This is a genomic window from Spiroplasma syrphidicola EA-1 (genome assembly GCF_000400955.1).
Lineage (GTDB): Bacteria > Bacillota_I > Bacilli_A > Mycoplasmatales > Mycoplasmataceae > Spiroplasma > Spiroplasma syrphidicola.
This window is the reverse complement of record NC_021284.1, coordinates 207,650-227,659: the sequence shown is the minus strand read 5'-3', so window position 1 is coordinate 227,659 and position 20,010 is coordinate 207,650. Positions and strand designations below refer to the sequence as shown.

Sequence of the window (20,010 nt, the reverse complement as noted above, 5' to 3'; positions counted from 1 at the left end):
ACTATAAATATATCACAAAATTAGATTTCATTCACGATTGCTAAAATAATTGGTGTTTTTCCTGTTTCCGTTTTAACAAATGTTGCTAATACCGAACGAATTTCATTTTTAACTTCGTTAATATCATACATTTCTCCAGCAACAGCACGACCATGATGTTTTTCAACAATATCAGTAATAATTTTTTGCATTTTTTTAAAAATATCATTATTTTCTTGAATATAAATAACTCCACGCATTTGAGTATCAATTAAAGAAGCAATTTCCTTTGTTTTGCTATCAACTGAAACACCAACAATGACAACCCCATCAGTTGCTAATTGCTTTCTTTCATTTAAGACTACAGCGCCAATGTCACCAACCCCAATTCCGTCGACATATAAGTCAGCGGTTTTGATTCGATTAGCTTTTTTAGCAAAAACCCCATCAACAAATTCAACATTTTCACCATTATCACATAAAAAGATGTTTTCGGGATTAACCCCCGCTTCAATTGCTGCAGTTTTTGCTCAGACAAAATCTTTGTATAATCCTTTAACCGGAATAAAGTAAGTTGGTTTAACAATTGATGTCATTAATTTAACATCTTCAAAACTAGCATTCATTGTTCAAACTTTTTTTGCTGATAAAGCAATTGTTTTAGCAACTGTTCTTGCTAATTCATCTAAAACATTAGCATGGTTTAACTCACTTCCTGGTGTTGGTGGAGTTGCTAAAATAATCATGTCAGTTTCTTTAATATCTAAAATATCATCATTACCACCAGCAATTTTAATTAAACGACTGTATAAACGTTCTCCTGAACCAGTAACAATAATTAATGATTTTTCTTGGCTAACTGCTTCATGCAATGGAACAAGATTAATACCATCTAAGTTCATTTTTTTATTTTCCCGTAAAACTTTTAAGGCTTCCAATAATGTTTGCCCATAGATTCCAACTGAAATATTATTTTCACGAACTAAATCAAATAATTCACTAATTTTATGTAAATCTTGATCAAAACAAGCTAAAATAATGCGCCCTTTTGCTTCTTTAACTGCTCTTTCGACATAAATATTTATTTTATGATTAGGAGCTGTATAGTCTTGGCGTGAAGCCGCTGTTGCTTCTGATAAAAATAATAAGATTTTTTGTTTAGCAACAATACTTTGCAAATGTTGTAAATCTGTTGAAAAGTTTGTCTCAGCTTTTGCATCAAACATATAATCACCAGTATAAATAATTGTTCCATCTGGGGTATGTAAAGCAAAACCAAAACTATTTGGCATACTTGTTGTTGTTAAAAACACTTCAATTTGGCATTGACCAAAATCAATGATTTGTTTAGCTGAAATTGGGGTAAATAATTCCTCTTTCCCTCTCACTTTAAAACGTTGTAAATGAAAGTTTAAAATGCTACATGCCAAATCACTCCCATAAACTTTTAATGGTAATTCTTTTAAAATATATGTTATTGCTTCTGAACATTCATCAGATGGTTTTGAGATAAAAATCCCTTTAATACGTTGTTTATTGTCCTTTAAGTAATCAAAATTAGGAATAACAACATCAATCCCTAAAATTCCCCGTTCTGGGTTTTTTGTTCCTGCATCAAAAATGAAAATATCTTGGTCCACTTCAACACAGTATAAATTTTTCCCTCGCTCGTCTAGTCCCCCAAGGGCGAAAAAATTAATTTTTGCCATAAAATAATCTCCTTATTATCTATTTCCTCATATTTACAATTTATTATGTTAAATGGTGAACAATTAAATGTTCTATAAATAAATGTAATCTTGTTTTATTATACATTAAGTTATAAAATTATTAAAATAAAATGTAAAAATTAATTTGAAGTTTTATTATGCCAAAATTATAGTGATTTTTGACAAGAAAGGTCCCCAAAATTTTATGAAAGCAATGTTTCCTGGCAGTTTTGATCCAATTCATGATGGCCATCTTAATATTATTAAAAAAGCAATTAAATTATTTCCAACCCTTTATGTTGTTGTTTCAAATAATTTGGAGAAAACAGCCCAAACAGATATTAATTTACGGGCCGCAAAAGTTAACGCAATGTGCGCGGAAATCAGCCCAAATATTACTGTCTTAATTAATGACACAATACTAACTAGTAGCTTGGCCGAACAATTAGGGATTAGCTATATTATTCGTGGTCTGCGCAATAATGACGATTTAAAATATGAGTTAGAACTTTCTTATGCCATGAAAAAATTAAACCCACAATTAGAGACAATTTTCTTAATTGCGGACTATGGGTTAAATGAAATTTCATCAACTTTTTTAAAACAAATTAATAAATTAAAAAAATAAAGGATTGATATCAATCCTTTATTTTTTTCCTAATAGTTTAAACATATTAAGTTTGTAAACTTCAACACCTGGTTGGTCAAAGGGATTAATCCCTAACAAATAAGCAGACATTGCACAGGCTCTCATAAATCAATATGATAAGTAACCGAACATTTTGGCGTCCATTGTTTTGAATTCTAATAAAATCACTGGTACGCCCCCAGTTTCATGATGAGCATTGATAACCCCATCAATCGCAATACTGTTTACTTGATGCAGTGTTTTACCTGCTAAGTAATTTAAGCCATCAAGGTTATCCTGATCAGCTGTTAATGTTAAATCTAATTCTGGTTGATTTACTTTAATTACTGTTTCAAAAAAGATATTTTTCGTTCCGTCTTGAATAAATTGACCTAATGAATGTAAATCAGTTGAAAAAACACAGGATAATGGTAGTAACCCCTTACCATCTTTTCCTTCTGATTCGCCAAATAATTGTTTTCATCATTCAGTAACCATTTGTAGTTGTAACTCATATGTAACTAGCATTTCTGCCAAATAATTTTCGTTGTGATTTAAAAGATAACGGCCAACAGCATATTTATAAGCTTCATTTTTCGTTAAATCATCACTTAGGGTATCTTGGTACGCTTCTTGTGCACCTTGCATCACTAAATTAATATCAATGCCAGCAACAATCATGGCAAAAATCCCAACTGGTGTTAAAACCGAGAAACGTCCCCCAATATCATCAGGAATAACAAAACTAGCATAACCTTCTGTTGTTGCCAACTCTTTTAATGCTCCCCGATGTTGATCAGTAACTGCGACAATTCTTTGTTGGGCAATTGCTTTGCCTTTTTTGGCTTCTAACAGCTCTTTAAATAAGCGAAATGCAATTGCTGGTTCTGTTGTTGTTCCTGATTTTGAAACAACACAAATTCCAAATTCTTTATTTGCCAGGAATTCTAAAACCTGTTTCGTATATGTTGAAGACATTGTGTTTCCAACATAAATTACTTTAACTTTTGGTTCGGAAGATAGGCCATTAATCATTTCAATTGCCGCGCGAGCGCCAAGATAGCTGCCCCCAATCCCAATTACTACTAAGACATCAATTTCAGTTTGTAATGCTTTTCCTAATTTTTCCATTGCCATAAATTCATCATGAGGATAATCCTTTGGTCATTCAACTCACCCTAAAAATTCATTGCCCGGTCCGGTCTTATTATGAATCATTTGATGAATTTTCTTAACTTCTTGGTGATAATTTTCAAGCAGTTTTTCGTCTATTGCCTTTGCTAAATTTACTTTAATCATAATTTAAAAGCATCACTTTCCATTATTTTTATACATCTTTGATATTACTATTTGTCAGTTAATGAACTTAATTTATCACGCAATGGTTGAAATCCTGACCCAGTTTCTTGAATCTGGTTATTGTTCTTTTTCAACAATTCTGGACGACAACTCTTATAACTTAACTTCACTTGTTTTTTATTTGGATCAAAGTCAAGAACTTCAACTTCTACAGAGTCTCCAATATTTACAAAATCTTTAATGTCACGTACAAAAAAGTCTGAAAATTCACTAATGTGGATTAATCCTGAAGCGTTTTGTAATTCACAGAATGCTCCAAAAGGAGTAATGTTAGTTATTTTTGCAGTAACCATTTGTCCTTTATCATACATAGTACTTATCCCCTTTCTAAACTAACCCAATTATATAATTAAAACAATGAAAATAATTTTCATAAAGATAAAATATTTTCTTAAATAATTTTAATGCGATATAATCCGTTTTGATCAGTATTTTCGTTTTCCGCTTCTTGCCCAGCATTATTCTTTGGTTCTTGGTACGAATCAGTGTATTCACAATTTGGATAATTCGTACAAGCTTTAAAACGCTGATAGCGTTTATTAAACTTCAAAATAATTTCCCCAATACCACAATCAGGGCACTGGCCAAATTTTGGCCCAGTTTGATGAATATAACGACATTTTGGAAAACCTGAGCAAGCAATAAATTTACCATACTTTCCATACCGATAAACCAAATCAAGGCCACAATTAGGACAGTCAATCCCAGCTTTTTCAATTGGCACTTCTTCCATTAATTCCATTGCCGCTTCAATTCGTGGTTCAAAGCGTTCCCAAAACTCTTTTAATAATGGCTTTGGGTCTAACTCTCCGTTTGAAATAACATCTAATGATTCTTCAATTGAGGAAGTATAAGTTTCATTAATAATATCATTAAAGAATTCTTGTAGCTTATCACTTGTTAAAATCCCTTTTTCTGTTGCTTTAATACTTTTATTTTCAACAATAATATAGCCACGTTCTTTTAATGTTCGCATAATTGGGGCATAAGTTGAAGGACGACCAACCCCAATTTCTTCTAGCAGTTTAATTAATTTTGCTTCTGAATAACGACTTGGAGGTTTTGTAAAATGACGAAGCCCATATAAGTCATCTAGTTCAATTGTTTTATCAACTTTTAAATTTGGTAATTTGATAATTTCATCGTCACTTTCATCATCAAACGCATAGCATTTTAAAAATCCGCTAAAAGCAACTGTACTTCCTGTCATTTTAAATTCATAACCATTATTTGTTAAGAAAATTGTTTTCCCAATTAATTTTGCACTTGCCATTAAACTTGCTAAACTACGGGCATAAATAATTTTATATAATCGTAATTGATCGCGGGTTAAATAGTCTTTTGCTTGTTCAGGAGTCATTGTTAAATCAGTTGGGCGAATTGCCTCATGGGCATCTTGCACATTTTTCTTTTTTGCACTAGTTTTTACTTCGCCAAGATATTCTTGGCCATAATTAATAGTAATATAATCAAAAGCATCTTGGACAAATTTCTCACTTAAACGAATTGAATCTGTTCGGGGATAAGTAATAAATCCCGTAATATTATCACTAACTTTAATTCCTTCATATAATTGTTGGGCAATTAACGAGGTTTTATTTGAAGCAAAACCTAATTTACTGCTGGCCTCTTGCAACATTGTTGATGTTGTATGGGGATTTGGTGATTTACGTTGACGCTCTTGTTCTTTAATTTCTGTTACAAGGAATTGATTATTAATTTGTTTTTTAATTTTTAGAACTTCCGGTTCTGTTTTTAACTCTAGTTTTTGATTATTATATTTACTTAATTTAACCGCGGCCTTTTTATATGTTCCTTCAATTGTTCAATATTCTTCTGGCACAAAACTTTGTCATTCTTTTTCCCGTTCAACAACTAATTTTAAAGCAACAGATTGCACACGCCCTGCTGATTTTGATCTAATCTTTTTTTGTAATAATTTACTTAAACGGAACCCAATAAAACGGTCTAAAATACGGCGTGCTTCTTGTGATTTTACTAAATTCATATCAATTTCAGTTTGGTTTTCAAATGCCGTTAAAACAGCATCTTTAGTAATTTCATTAAATCGAACGCGCTTTGATTTATCTTGGCAACCTAATACTTCATTTAAATGATAAGCAATTGCCTCTCCTTCACGATCAGGGTCAGTTGCCAGAACAACTAATTGGGCTGTTTTAGCTAACCCTTTTAGTTCTTTAACAAGTTCTTTTTTATTACGTTCCATCTTATATTTTGGTTCAAAAGTATTAATATCAACTCCTAAGCCAAATTCGCCAGTTGTTGCTAAGTTTCGAATATGACCTTCCGATGATAAGACAATAAAACCTTCGCCTAAATATTTTTGCACAGCTTTAGTTTTAGTTGGGGATTCCATAATTACTAATGTGTTTGACATGTCCTTGTCTCCTTGTTAATTTATCAATTACCTAAATATCATTACATATTATACCGAATAATTAAAAAAACAATCATAATTTGATTGTTTTATTTAAATATTGTCTTAAATCATCCTTCAAATAAGTCATGGACACTTGGAACTGTAAAATATAAGATGACAGCAATAGCACATAACAGAATTATAGCTCCTAAAATACCTAAAAAGACATATAAGGCAATTCGTTTTTTGGTTTTATGGGAAGTATTTACATATTCCACATCATCAGCACTGATTTTTTTAGCCGCTTTACCTATATTATAAAAATTATCAATTAATTTATTATATTGTTTTTCGGTAATGCCAAACGTTTCCATTACATCAAACTGACTAATCTTTTGTTCTCCATACTCATCAAACATTTTTTGATAAATCTCACTAGCTGAAATCTTTCCTAAGGCTGTTTTTAGCTCATAATCCTGATAGGTTGGTTGCGCTGGGGCGGAATCAAGGACTTGGCCTTGTAATCCAGATAAATCAATAAAATCAGTTTCAAATTCACTTAGTTCATTGCTATTAGTAAAATCAGAAATGTCAGTTAAAAAATCGGGATTAGTAATTAAATTATCATTGTCTTGAATATTAAAGTCACTCTCAATATCACTTAAATCTAAGAAATTAAAATTATTTTTTGAATCAACCGCTAAGTTTTCTTTGATAATTTCTTTATTAATTTCGCTACTAATTTCCTTATTAATTGCAGTATCATTTGCAATAACTGATTCAGGTAAACCTGGATTAGCAATGACGTTATTAATTGGTGAAACTTCTTGACGGATAGGAGGGTTTAAATCAACAGCTAATTTTTGTTCTTTTTCTACTCCCACTGATTCATTAGGCCTAACTGGTGGTAATAAATCATCAGTTACAACTGGGGTTGTTTTAAAACGTGCTAAGGAAGTTTTAACATTAGTTTGTAATTTTTGATAATCGCGATCATGGCGAGTATGACGGTCACGATTAATAAATTCATCTAAAATATCTGAAATATGAACTGCTCAATTATATTCTTCTTCAACATTAAGTGGTTTTTGTAAATTACGCTGCCCATCAGGACCAAAATTTAAATCTTTTCGCTGATGATCAAAATAATTTCCCCCAGTTCCTAAATTATTATATGGGGGATATACTGGTTGTTGAATAATTGGTTGAATTACTGGCATTATTTGGGGTGGTAATTGTTGTTGGGGATAATATTGCATTGGCATTTGGTACGGATATCCCATATTCATCATTGGTGAATTTTGGGGAATTGAATAGCCCACTAACGGATTATTTTGAACACCTGGTTGTGGATAAGAATAACCTGTTTGAGGAGGATATGGATAATATGAAAAAGGCTGCATTTGATGTTGATGCCCGCGACAGTTATTATCACATTGATGTTTGTAATGCTGTGGATAATTGTTCTTCATTAATATTTCACCCGTACTTTGTATTTTACCCATATATTATAACATAAAAAACGGCAAAATAAAAACGGGAATACCCGTTTTTGGCTAGAGTAGACTATAAAGTCTAATCTCTAATTTCATTATATAATATTATTTTAAAAATTAAAGTCTTTTTAAATAATTACTAACGAAATTTTTTGTTAGATTTACCAGATTTTCCACCACTTTTTCAATTCCCAGGCGCACTCTTTTTAAAGTTAGAATGTCATCCACGATTTGATGAGCGATTTGAATTGTGTGATTTTTCTTGTGGTAACATTGATAAATCAAGGTTATACAATTCAGTTTCTTTTCTTTGGTATTTTTCAATACTTTTTAAATGTAAGAAATCTTTTCTTGTACTAATAATTGAAATAGCAACCCCTTCGGCTCCAGCACGAGCTGTTCTTCCGATACGGTGAGTATAAACTTCTTGTTCTAACGGTAAATCATAGTTATAAACATAGTCAATTCCTTCAACATCAATTCCACGAGCAGCAACATCGGTTGCAATTAAAACTTTAACGTTTCCGGCACGGAATTCTCGCATCGCACGAACACGTTCACCTTGAGTTTTATCCCCATTAATAACTGTATTTTTAATTCCTTGTTCTAACAATAATTTTGACAATTGATTTGTCATTATTTTTGTATTAGCAAAGATAATACTTAATTGTGGATTAGTTGCTTTAATTAAATTAATAAAAGCATCAGTTTTATTGTACCCTTGGGCGTTAACATAATATTGTTTAATATTATTTTGTTCACGATCTTGGTGACTAATTTTAATTTGCACTGGTTCTTTTTGATATTTATCAACAATTTCCAATACCCCTTTTGGCATTGTTGCTGAAAATAATAGCGTTTGATGTTCATTAGGAATATTACTAAAAACTTGGTCAATATCCTTTTTGAATCCCATTTTTAACATTTCATCGGCTTCATCTAAAACAATTGTTTTAATATTGTTTAATCGTAAAGTACGACGGTTTAAGTGATCAATAACTCGCCCTGGTGTTCCCACGACAATGTTACATTTTTTTAACCCATAAATTTGGTTGGCCATATTTGACCCTCCACAAATTAATGTTGCATTAACTCCTTGTAAGAATTGGGAAAACTTACGAATTTGGTTAAGAACTTGAATTGCCAACTCACGAGTTGGACATAAAATAATAGCCTGCGGACGTTTAAATTCTAATTGTAAGTTACTTAAAATTGGTAATAAAAAAGCGGCAGTTTTACCAGTTCCAGTATGACTTTTTCCTAATAAATCTTTATTATCAAAAATCACAGGAATTGATTTAGCTTGAATTTCAGTTGGATTGGTGTATCCTTCTTTTTCAATTGCACGTAGCAATTCTGGTTTTAAATTTAATTGATTAAATTCCATTTTTTCTCCTTTATATAATATTGTAGAGAGAAAATAAAATCTGCGATATTATAAAAAACTTCTTCCTTAATAATTTCTGGTCTAAAACTCCCGACAACTTTTATAATCATATACTATTTGCTTAAAAAGTCAAACAAAATAATTTTAACCTTACCCGAGTCTTATTTAACCTAAATAAAAAAGGAATTTCTTCCTTTTTCTTATAATTTAATTGTTGTTCCAGCTTTACCAGCAATTGCATCTTTTGCTTGCGCTAAATCAGCAATAATTGCTGTTTTATCTTTTCCCAGTTGGGCAAAACGCATTGCAGCCTGGACTTTTGGCAACATACTACCTGGGGCAAATTGATTTTGGCTAATATACTCATTTGCTTGGCTGATTGTCAAATGATCAAGCATTTTTTGCTCTGGTTTACCATAATTAATTGCAACTTGGGGAACAGCTGTTAAGATCATTAAATAATCTGCTTTAACAACTTCTGCTAGTTTGGCACTAGCAAAATCCTTATCAATTACCGCTGGGACACCATGTAAACCGTCGGGTGCATTAATCACTGGGATTCCTCCCCCTCCGACAGTAATAACAATATGACCAGCCGCAAGTAAATCTTCAATAATTTGTTTTTCAACAATTTTTAACGGTTGGGGTGAAGCAATTACTCGTCGTCATCCCCGCCCCGCATCTTCTTTAACGGTAAAATTATTTTTTGCCGCGAGAGCTTTTGCTTCTTGTTCGGAATAAAAAGCTCCAATTGGTTTAGTTGGATTTTGGAAAGCAGGATCTTTGGGATCAACTTCCACTTGCGTCACAACTGTAACAACATTTTTTTTAATTTGACGTTTTGTTAATTCGTTTAGAATCGCATTTTGCAAATGGAAACCAATATATGCTTGTGACATTGCCCCACATTCTGGAAATGGCATTAGCGGGATTTTATTGTTAACTTTTGCTGCTTCTTCAAAAGCATTGTTAATCATTCCAACTTGTGGACCATTTCCATGGGCAATAATTAATTCTTGGCCACTAGCAATAATATCAACCATTGCTTTGGCGGTTTCTTTCACGATTTCTTGTTGTTCAAGAGGAGAATTCCCTAAGGCATTTCCTCCTAAGGCAACGACAATTCGAGCCATAATGTTAATTCCTTTCTCTTATTATTAACTAATAATTAGAATCAAACTCCACCATTTGAAATTGGTAATAATGATCCTGTTGCTAATAAAATAATTGCTAAGCCTACAATTCCAACAATGACTGGTCAAGCGGCTTTTAAGAATTTATCATATGAAACTTTTGAAATTGACAATGCCGCCATTAAGATCGCACTTGTTGGGGAAACTAAATTAATAATTCCGTTGGCAAATGAGAACGCGGTAATTGTTCCTGATGCTAGTCCTGATGTAACACTATTGGCAACTGGTCCTAAAATTGGGAAAACTGCAGTTGCAAATCCTGATGTCGATGGGATAACAAACGAAATAATCAAGAAGAAGAGGAAGGCAACAATAATAAATCCAGTTGTTCCTAATCCTGACATTGGTGATGATAACCCATTAACTAATTTTGTTTGCATTCCGGTATTTTGCATAATATAACCAATACCAGCTGCAAAAGCAATAATTAAACATACTGATAAAATATCAGCAGACCCTCGAACAAAACCATTAACTAATTTTTCTTCCCCTTTTCAGTCAAAAGCAGCAATAACAATTGAAGCAATGAAGAATAAAGCGGCAATTTCTAAGAAATATCATTTTCCCAATGGGACATAGAAATTAGCAATTCATGGTGCATGTTCACTAACTCAATTTGTCATTGAGTCAAAAGCACTGACGCCAAATTGGCTTCAAGCAATTAATGAGAAAATCATTAAAATAAAGGTAATGGTAAATAACCCCATAATTGCTTTACGTTTTTTTGTATACTCTGGTAAGTTTTCAGCAATCGCAAATTCTCCTTCATAGAAGTCTTTACGGCTAAATAATGGTGATTTTGTTGGGTCACGACGAACACGTAACGCATATCACATTACAAAACTAATCCCTCCTGCAGTAAGCAATACTCAAGAAACAATTCTTCAAACAATCCCTGTTGAAGAAGTTAATCCTTCAACTCCGGCATTATCAACGGCAATTTGCACGACAAAAGGGTTTAAAGTTGAACCAATAACTCCTAATCCGGCTCCTAATAGAATTGTCATAATCGCCGTTAGGACATCAAATCCAGCGGCTAATAAAACTGGAATAATAACAGGATACAGGGCAATAGTTTCTTCTCCCATTCCGTAAACTGTTCCTCCAATTGAAAATAACACCATGATAATTGGAATTATTCAAACTTCACGGCCTTTCATTTTCGCAACTAAGCGGCCAATTCCAGCATCAAGGGCTTTAGATTCAATAACGATTCCTAAAAATCCCCCTAAGACTAAAATAAAGACAATGACATCAACTTTATCACGAAAACCATACATTGGCGCTAAGAATAAGTCAAAAATCCCGGCAGCACCACCTTTGTGCACTTCATTATTACTATCTGTTCATGGTCCAGTTGTGTTTGGAATTCATGAAATAATAATAATTAATAACGTAATTCCTAATAAAATTGTAAAGGCAGTCGGTAATTTAAACTTAAACTTCTTTTTATTTTTCGGTTTTAAGTCACTCATAATTAATATTTTTCTCCTTTCTATTAATTAATCGTAATATTAGTATACATTATTATCCGCGAATTGTTGCTAACATTACGGCTTTAATTGTATGTAAACGATTTTCCGCTTCTTCAAAAACATGTGAATAACGTGAATTGAACACTTCATCGGTTACTTCTAATTCTCCTGTTCCCCCAAATTGTTTAATAACATCTTTGGCTGTATCAGTTTTGTCATCATGAAAACTTGGTAAACAATGTAAGAAAATAACATCTTCTTTCCCTTGTTTAATTTTATCCATTGTTACTTGGTATGGCGTTAAATCTTTAATTCGTTGCCCTCAAACAGCAGGGTCTTCTCCCATTGATACTCAGACATCTGTTGCAATTGCATCAGCTCCAATTGCAGCTGTTTTAGGATCATCAGTCATAACAACTGAACCGCCATTTTCTTTTGCAATTGCTTGACATTCTTTTAACAGTTTTTCATTTGGTCATAAGTCTTTTGGGGCACATCCAACAAAATGCATCCCTAATTTAGCACAAACAACCATATAACTATTCGCCATGTTAAAGCGTGAATCACCAAAGTAAACAAATTTTAAGCCTTTAACATTACGAATTCCTTTTGCTTCTTGGATTGTCATAATATCCGCTAACATTTGGGTTGGGTGAAATTCATCGGTTAATCCATTTCACACTGGTACACCAGAATATTTTGCCAAATCTTCTACATCAGCTTGTTTATAACCACGGAATTGAATCCCATCAAACATACGTCCTAAAACTTTTGCCGTATCTTCGATTGATTCTTTTTTTCCCATTTGGCTACCACTTGGGCCTAAATAAACGGGGTGCATTCCTAAATCAAAAGCACCTACTTCAAATGCACAACGAGTTCTTGTTGAGTCTTTTTGAAATAATAAGGCCACTGATTTTCCTGCTAATGGTTTTTGTTCAACCCCAGCATATTTTGCCTCTTTTAATTGTTTTGATAAATCTAATAAATAATAAATTTCTCTTGGGGTGAAGTCTAATAATTTTAGAAAACTTCTTCCTTTTAAATTAACTGCCATTTTCTAAATCTCCTTGTTTTTCATTCTCTTAAATATCTTCTCGCCAGATTGGCATTGACATACAACGAGGTCCACCACGACCACGTGATAATTCTGATGAAGCAATTTCATGCACTTTTACTCCTGCTTTTTTCAAAATTTCCACTGTAATATGATTACGGGAATATGCAATAACTTCTCCTGGTTTAATTGTTAGAACATTTGTTCCATCATTTCATTGTTCTCTCGCTTGTGCAATTGGGTCATCTCCACCACATTTTAAGAACTGAACTGGTTTCCCAACTTGTTCTGATAAATAGTCTTCTAATTTTTTATCAATTTTATTCATTCCAGTTTTTGTAATTTCAAAAATTTGGAATTCATTGATGTTTTCAAAAATTAGCGGGTGAGCAATAAATTTATCATAATCAATGTTTGTGAAAACGGTATCTAAATGCATAAAAGCACGGTTTTTTGTTTTTAAATCTAAAGCAATAACTTTTTCATATGAAATTGAGCTATCAGCAATAATTCTTTCCGCCACTTTTTTAATTGCTTCTAATTCTGTTCGTTGTGAAACCCCAATAATTAAGGCTTTTTCATTTAAAACTAAAATGTCTCCCCCTTCAATACTGTGGTTTTCTTCGCGATCATATCAAAAGTTTACTTGGTCTTTAAAACGGGCGTGATGTTTTAAAACAAGATCAATAAATAAAGTTTCTCGTCTTCTTGTTACGGTAAACATATGGTTAATTGTTGCCCCATTTCCAATTGAGGCAAATGGGTCACGTTGGAATAAAATATTTGGAAGAGGGTCAACAACTAATGGATAACCATCTTTAACTGGTACCCCTAGTTCATGTTTTGTTACTCCCGCAATCATTTTATTTACTAAGTCCTTGTTAGATAATTTTTGTAAATATTTTTTTAATTCTTCTAAATATTCCTTATTTGCTCCAGATTCTGCCAAAAATTTTGTTAATAATTCTTCACGTAAATGTGGATGCTCTGTAATAGTTTCTTCAGTCAACTTTTCAATATATAATACCTCAACACCATTATCTTTTAACGCTTTTGCAAAAGCATCATGTTCTTGTTGCGCTACCACCAAATCAGGGGTGTCATCAAATAACAATCTTTCTAAAAGATCTGGTGACAAATTAGCCAACTCATCACCGGGACGGTGTAATAATACTGTTTTTAAATTTCCTATTTCCGAATATACATTAATAGCGTATTTACCTGCCATAAATACATTCCTCCTTCTAAAACTACCACTAATGCTAAGTTAATATACCTAAATGCTTTAGTTGGTACACAATAAATATTTAAAGAATAAAATTAGGCGCATTAAAAAGTAAATTACATGCGTAATTGTTCCACATCTTTAGTTTTATTTTATAATTTGCCTAACTGTGAGTACAAGTTAGTTTGCTAATACTACGGTTTTATCCTTCTAGTTTTAGAATACTCCTTTTTATTTGTATTTGCAATAATTTTTTTCAAAAAATTCCGAAAATAAAAGGAAAATTTAATAAAAATTTTCCTTTTATTGTTTATCTGAATTGATAATATTAGTTGCGGTTAGAATTGACATTAATAAGTCATGTAAGCACTGAATAATTTGAACTAACGGCAAGACACGATTACGATATTCGCTTGTTTTTTCGACGATTTCGTTACGTTGTTCAGCAGTTAATTTTAAAACAAAATCATGATAAGCTTTAATTTCCCCAACAATTTTTTCTTTATTAAATTCTGGTAATTTTACTTTTCCCGCCTTATAATCTTGCTCAACTTTATCAAGGTTTGCTAGTTGGGCATTTAATTTTTCGGTTTCTTTTGCTTCGGAAAAATTAGCTAAACTGATGTTTCGTTGTAAAAATAGTCCTAATTGATTAATTAAATTTCAAATTTCCAAGGCATCAGTTGATTTATTAATATCTTCCAGACACTTATCAACGGAAGGATCCAAGCCTTTAATACTTTCATCATACATTTTAACCAACTCAGTCACTTCTAATTTCATCATTGCAACAAATAATTGGTTTAGATCAACTGGGCTTGATTTTTTAGCACTTTCCATAAAATCATTTAAAAAACGTGGTAAGGGAATTACTGCATTAAAGAATTTACTTACTTCAATTAAAGTATTTATTTTGTTTTGTTCAACTTGTTCAGGGTTTTTATCATTAAAATAGTCTTTTCTTAACTCATCAAACAAGTTTTTAATTTCACTCTTTGTGTAATTAAATAAATCTTCAAAGCCCTCTTTCTTTGCAATTTCTCCTAAAAAGGCATCAACACGGGGATCTTTTGCCACATTATTGCTGTTATAATTTGTTTTAAAAGCCTCTAAATATTTTGTTAGATATTCTAACATTCCTTTTTCAACATCAGTTCAAAAATTATTTTCTGCCATTATATTAAAATCCTTTCATCTTGTTATAATTTAATTTTACCGCAATTTTAAGATTTAATTAATTAAATTGCGGTTATTTAATTCTTTTTTTAAAATAATTAGATTATTGATTCGAATAATAATACTAATTAAGAAAAAGAGCATAATTGCTAGCGTTACTAAATATAAGATATAGTATTCGGGATGACGAAAATCTTGGAAAAAATATGGGACATAGTAATTAATCCCTTCGGTAAAAGCCCATAACTGACTATCAACGGGTAATATTAATAAAACTGCTTGGCGAATCGCAATTAAAATAGTATATAACATTGGATGCAAATAAAACTTATATAATGTATTGCGATAAAAATTTTTAACATTAACAGTTTGTTTTACAACAAATAAAGCATAATAAAGGATAAAAAGAATCGGGCATAGTCAATGCTGAACAATTGTAAAAAATCAATATAATCCTAAATTACCATTTTTTGGGACAAAATTCACTTTTGTAATAACCCCGACAATGATACTAACAGTAAAAAAGAGCATTGTTAAAATTGCCGCAAATAAGACATAAAGAATAAACCCATAGCTCTGCGCTAATTTACCCTTAATTTTTGGTAAAAAAGCTAGTAAATTAATTAGACCAAATAAAAGAATCACAACATCAGTTTGCACACTTCATCAACTAATAAAATAAAAGAAATAATTTACGACATTTAGCTTATAGCTCAAAACATAATATAAAAATGAAGATAATAAAACAGCAAATTCTAAGCCACAGAATAATACTAAAAATGAAAATTTAGCTTTTTGTTTCATTGTCTTCATCACCTATACTTTTATGATACATATTATATAAAATATTTTTACTAATATCATATTTATTTGCAATAATATCAATTGCTTGCTTAATTCGATAATTATTATTTTTGATTAAAAAATCAACTTCCTCGACAAGTTCGAAATCTCCTGGCCTAGCTTTATTAGTTGCTAAATCATAACCCGCTACAACAATAACATATTCCCCTTGTTCAAGATTTGCTTCTGTTGGTAAGATTGTTAATAATTCAGTAATTGGTCCGCGATAAAACTGCTCATGAATTTTCGTTAATTCTTTGACAACACAACACAACCGATTACCTCATTGTTGCTCAATTAATGCTAAAGTTGCCAATAGCCGGTGCGGACTTTCATAAAAAATCGTTGTGTATGGAAATTCGTGTAAACTAGCCAATTGTTCTTTTTTCTTAACCCCTTGTGCTGCTAAAAAACCATAAAACAAAAAGTGGGTCGGATTTAACCCTGAAGCAACTAAAGCATTTAAAGCCGCATTAGCCCCTGACACCGGGACAATATTACAATTCTGATCAGCAATTAAGTTATTGATAATATAATAGCCAGGATCACTAATTAATGGATAACCAGCATCACTAACAATGGCAATTGAAAGATTATTAGCTAAATCCCCGGCAATCTTCGTATAACGTTCTTTTTCATTATCTTTATTTAATGAAATTAATTCCTTATGAATCCCAAAATGGTTTAAGAGCTTTAGGGTATTGCGCGTATCTTCACAATAAATTTTTGCCACTTGATTTGTTAAAACATCAACAGCCCGCGGTGTCATTTCCCCTAAGTTTCCAATTGGGGTCGCCACTAAATAAACAGTTGGTAATGTACTTTTAAAACTATATTGTTTAACCCTATTTGCCATTATACTCACTCATTAACTTTTCAAAACTAATATTTTGTTCAAGATATTTTCCAACTAATTCGGTTGTTTTAACAAAAACTTCATTTTCTAAAGTTCCTAATTCTTGTGGTGAAAACTTGCCAAGCACTCAATTATGCATCGCAATTAACCTATTATTGCCAATCCCAATTTTAATCCGACAAAATTTTTCTGTCCCTAACTTATTAATTAAATCTTTAATCCCATTATGACCAGCGCTTGATCCTGTTGGTCGTAATTTAATTTTGCCAAATTCAATATCTTTATCATCATAAATAATTAATAAATCACTTGTTGGAATTTTGAAAAAATGTTGCATCGCCCCAACACTTTTCCCACTTAAATTAATATAAGTTTGGGGTTGAAGGAAAAATACTTTTTCCCCATTAATTTTAGTTTCCCAATATAATCCATCAAAACCTTGCTTTGGGCCTTGCGCTTGGTATTTCGCCACTAATCGATCAATCGCTAAAAAGCCGACATTATGGCGCGTCAACTGGTATTCTCCCCCTGGGTTTCCTAATCCGACAATTAATTTCATTTTTTCATCCTTATCCTAATACCCGTTGATAAATTTTATCAACATTTCGTAAAAAGTATTTTATGTCAAACAATTCTTCTAATTTTGCCAATGGGTAATATTTTTCAACACCATTGTTAATTAAAACTGTTTTAAAGTCTTGTTGCTCTGCTTGCGCTAATAACGTACACTTCTGAATAAAATCATAAATTTCTTCGCGTGAATAATTTGTTTCTTTGATAATCGCTGTTAAAATAACTTGGCTAAAATAAATTCCCCGTGCTTGCGTAATATTATTAGCAATCCGTTCTTCATTAACAACAATATTAGTAATAACATTTATCATTCGTTTTACCGTATAGACAACTAAATGATAAGTATCCGGAATAATAATTCGTTCATTACTACTATGAGAAATATCACGTTCATGTCATAATAAATTATTTTCAAAAGTAACTTGCATATTACTACGAATTAATCGTGCTAAACCACAAATGTTTTCGGAACTAATCGGATTTTTTTTATGAGGCATTGAAGATGAACCTTTTTGTTGTTTACTAAATCCTTCTGCTAATTCTCCCACTTCTGTTCGTTGGAAATGACGAAACTCAATTGCCATTTTTTCTAATAAACTAGCAATTTGACCAAAAGCAGTAAATAAACTAACATGGCGATCACGTGAAGTAACTTGGGTCGTAATTGGATCACTGGCCATTCCTAATTTTTTGGCGACAAATTCTTCAACAGCAGGTTCAATATGAGCAAAGTTTCCAACAGAACCAGAAATTTTAACAACAGCAACATTCTTTGCTCCTTGTTTAAATTGGGCTAAACAACGTTGTAATTCCTCATACCATAATAAAAATTTTAAACCTAGTGATGTTGGTTCAGCAAACATCCCATGGGTGCGACCCATAATCAATTGGTGACGATATGCTTCGGCCTTAGTTTTTAAAATATTACTTAACTGTTGTAATTGCTCTAAAACAATTAAGTTTGATTGCATCATTAAATAGTTTTGGCTTGTATCAACAATATCTGTTGAAGTTAAACCAAAATGGATTCAGCGTTTTTCCGCTTCTAATGATTCTGATAACATCCTTGTAAAAGCAACAACATCATGTTTTGTTTCTTCTTCAAGCTCTAACATCCGGGGCAAATCAACTTTTAAGTTAGTTGCCATTTTACCTATATCACTTGCAGGGATTATCCCAAGCGCAGCTCATCCTTCACAAACAAGCAATTCAATTTTGGCTCAAATTGCATATTTATGATCATCATTTCAAATTGCACTAATTTCTGGAACTTGATAACGTTCAATCATTAAAAAATCTCCTCATCTAATAAAATTGTTTGTTTACGATCGGGCCCAACCGAGAATAAACTAATTGTCACTCCAACAATTTCGGCTAATTTATTTAAATATTGTTGCGCGTTAAGTGGCAATTGGCTAAAAGCCGTAACATTTGTAATATCTTCTTTTCATCCAGGCATTGTAATTCAAACTGGTTCACATTTTTCATATTCTTTAATCGTACTTGGAATATAGTCAATTGTTTGACCATTGTATTGATAACCAACACAAATTTTAATTTCTTCAATTGTTGTTAAGACATCTAATAACATAATTGCCATACTTGTATAACCACTAGTACGTAGTGAATGCTTCATTAAAACAGCATCAAATCAGCCAATTCGACGGGGACGGCCCGAAACTGTCCCATATTCTTTTCCAACTTCGCGGATGTAGTCAGCAGTTTCCCCAAAAATTTCAGATGGAAAAGCTCCTGTTCCAACACGAGTATTATAAGCTTTTACAATCCCAATTACATTATTAATATAGCGCGGTGCAATCCCAACTCCCGTTGGAATTGATGCTGCTGAAGGATTTGATGATGTAACAAATGGATATGTCCCATGATCTAAATCTAACATTACCCCTTGGGCTCCTTCAAATAAAACCTTTTTCTCCGCCTTGATAGCATTATCAATTAAAAATGATGTATCTGTAACTAATTCCTTAATTTCCGCAAATAACCCTAAATATTCGTCATAAATTTCTTGGGCTGAAAATGGTTCTGCCCCAAAGATTTTTGTTAATACTTCGTTTTTAAATTTTAAATTACGTTCTAACTGGGTATAAAAGTTTTGTGGATCAAATAAATCCCCAACTCTAATTCCAATTCGTTCCGCTTTATCTTGATAACATGGTCCAATCCCTTTTTTTGTTGTCCCAATTTTTTGATCTTGACGATATTCTTCTTGTAGTTCATCAATTTTCATATGATATGGAAAAATTAAATGAGCACGATTACTAATACGTAAATTTTGACAATTAATGCCATGTTCTTTTAAATATTTAATTTCTGTAATTAATTTTCGTAAATTAATTACACATCCTGTCCCAATTACATTAATTGAGTTTTGATTAAAAATTCCCGATGGTACTAAACTTAACTTGTATTTTACCCCATCAATCACTATCGTATGGCCAGCATTATCCCCACCAGCTCAACGAACAACAAAATCAGCTTTTTGAGCAAAATAATCGGTAATCTTCCCCTTCCCTTCATCTCCTCATTGACTTCCAACAACCGCTAGGGTTGAATATTTTTCTGTACTCATTTGATTTCCTCCTCTAATCTTTTTTTCAACTATTTTAATAATATTACAAAACGGGGGAAAAAGATATTTTTATCAACGATAAAT

General features: G+C 32.0%; 17 protein-coding genes. 1 reads left to right on the top strand and 16 read right to left on the bottom strand.

From position 1 onward, the window contains the following. Positions 1 to 20: 20 nt before the first annotated feature. Positions 21 to 1,688, bottom strand: coding sequence for a ribonuclease J (locus SSYRP_RS01000; RefSeq protein ID WP_016340456.1), 1,668 nt, complete (start codon positions 1,686 to 1,688; stop codon positions 21 to 23). A gap of 205 nt (positions 1,689 to 1,893) precedes the next feature. Here SSYRP_RS01000 and coaD point away from each other — a divergent pair, with 205 nt between their 5' ends. Continuing rightward, complete coding sequence (gene coaD / locus SSYRP_RS00995; protein ID WP_016340455.1) at positions 1,894 to 2,316, top strand: pantetheine-phosphate adenylyltransferase; 423 nt, start codon at positions 1,894 to 1,896, stop codon at positions 2,314 to 2,316. An 18-nt stretch (positions 2,317 to 2,334) separates the two neighbouring features. Here the strand turns inward: coaD and SSYRP_RS00990 are convergent, their stop codons facing one another. The 15 genes from SSYRP_RS00990 to SSYRP_RS00920 all read right to left on the bottom strand — a co-directional run bounded on the left by SSYRP_RS00990 (position 2,335) and on the right by SSYRP_RS00920 (position 19,926). Continuing rightward, positions 2,335 to 3,615, bottom strand: coding sequence for a glucose-6-phosphate isomerase (locus SSYRP_RS00990; RefSeq protein WP_016340454.1), 1,281 nt, complete (start codon positions 3,613 to 3,615; stop codon positions 2,335 to 2,337). 47 nt (positions 3,616 to 3,662) lie between these two features. Next, positions 3,663 to 3,986: a S1 RNA-binding domain-containing protein gene (locus tag SSYRP_RS00985; RefSeq protein WP_016338589.1), complete on the bottom strand. Its 324-nt coding sequence runs from the start codon at positions 3,984 to 3,986 to the stop codon at positions 3,663 to 3,665. Between the two features lie 80 nt (positions 3,987 to 4,066). After that, the gene (topA, locus tag SSYRP_RS00980; protein WP_016340453.1) at positions 4,067 to 6,073 is read right to left on the bottom strand and encodes a type I DNA topoisomerase; all 2,007 of its coding nucleotides are present in this window, start codon (positions 6,071 to 6,073) and stop codon (positions 4,067 to 4,069) included. A gap of 89 nt (positions 6,074 to 6,162) precedes the next feature. Further along, positions 6,163 to 7,527 carry a hypothetical protein gene (locus SSYRP_RS00975; protein WP_236608049.1) on the bottom strand — a complete coding sequence of 455 codons (1,365 nt, stop codon included), beginning with the start codon at positions 7,525 to 7,527 and terminating at the stop codon, positions 6,163 to 6,165. Between the two features lie 163 nt (positions 7,528 to 7,690). Further along, complete coding sequence (locus SSYRP_RS00970; RefSeq protein ID WP_016340451.1) at positions 7,691 to 8,938, bottom strand: DEAD/DEAH box helicase; 1,248 nt, start codon at positions 8,936 to 8,938, stop codon at positions 7,691 to 7,693. A gap of 200 nt (positions 8,939 to 9,138) precedes the next feature. Further along, on the bottom strand, positions 9,139 to 10,071 hold the full coding sequence (gene arcC, locus SSYRP_RS00965) for a carbamate kinase (protein WP_016340450.1): 933 nt from the start codon (positions 10,069 to 10,071) through the stop codon (positions 9,139 to 9,141). A 35-nt stretch (positions 10,072 to 10,106) separates the two neighbouring features. Next, positions 10,107 to 11,606 (bottom strand): YfcC family protein, encoded by a 1,500-nt coding sequence (locus SSYRP_RS00960; RefSeq protein ID WP_016340449.1) that lies wholly within the window; start codon positions 11,604 to 11,606, stop codon positions 10,107 to 10,109. Positions 11,607 to 11,658: 52 nt separating this feature from the next. Beyond that, positions 11,659 to 12,663 carry an ornithine carbamoyltransferase gene (argF, locus tag SSYRP_RS00955; RefSeq protein WP_016340448.1) on the bottom strand — a complete coding sequence of 335 codons (1,005 nt, stop codon included), beginning with the start codon at positions 12,661 to 12,663 and terminating at the stop codon, positions 11,659 to 11,661. Between the two features lie 28 nt (positions 12,664 to 12,691). After that, on the bottom strand, positions 12,692 to 13,891 hold the full coding sequence (locus SSYRP_RS00950) for an arginine deiminase (protein WP_016340447.1): 1,200 nt from the start codon (positions 13,889 to 13,891) through the stop codon (positions 12,692 to 12,694). A 300-nt stretch (positions 13,892 to 14,191) separates the two neighbouring features. Beyond that, positions 14,192 to 15,064: a hypothetical protein gene (locus SSYRP_RS00945; RefSeq protein WP_016340446.1), complete on the bottom strand. Its 873-nt coding sequence runs from the start codon at positions 15,062 to 15,064 to the stop codon at positions 14,192 to 14,194. 54 nt (positions 15,065 to 15,118) lie between these two features. Beyond that, a complete protein-coding gene (locus SSYRP_RS00940; RefSeq protein ID WP_016340445.1) occupies positions 15,119 to 15,868 on the bottom strand; it encodes a hypothetical protein in 750 nt (249 codons plus the stop codon). Further along, positions 15,852 to 16,763: a 16S rRNA (cytidine(1402)-2'-O)-methyltransferase gene (rsmI, locus tag SSYRP_RS00935; protein WP_016340444.1), complete on the bottom strand. Its 912-nt coding sequence runs from the start codon at positions 16,761 to 16,763 to the stop codon at positions 15,852 to 15,854. Before rsmI ends, SSYRP_RS00940 begins: the two co-directional genes overlap by 17 nt. Beyond that, the gene (gene pth / locus SSYRP_RS00930) at positions 16,753 to 17,322 is read right to left on the bottom strand and encodes an aminoacyl-tRNA hydrolase (protein ID WP_016340443.1); all 570 of its coding nucleotides are present in this window, start codon (positions 17,320 to 17,322) and stop codon (positions 16,753 to 16,755) included. The genes rsmI and pth overlap by 11 nt, the downstream gene beginning before the upstream one ends. A 10-nt stretch (positions 17,323 to 17,332) precedes the next feature. Then, on the bottom strand, positions 17,333 to 18,625 hold the full coding sequence (purB, locus tag SSYRP_RS00925) for an adenylosuccinate lyase (RefSeq protein WP_016340442.1): 1,293 nt from the start codon (positions 18,623 to 18,625) through the stop codon (positions 17,333 to 17,335). After that, a complete protein-coding gene (locus SSYRP_RS00920) occupies positions 18,625 to 19,926 on the bottom strand; it encodes an adenylosuccinate synthase (RefSeq protein ID WP_016340441.1) in 1,302 nt (433 codons plus the stop codon). The genes purB and SSYRP_RS00920 overlap by 1 nt, the downstream gene beginning before the upstream one ends. Positions 19,927 to 20,010 lie beyond the last annotated feature (84 nt).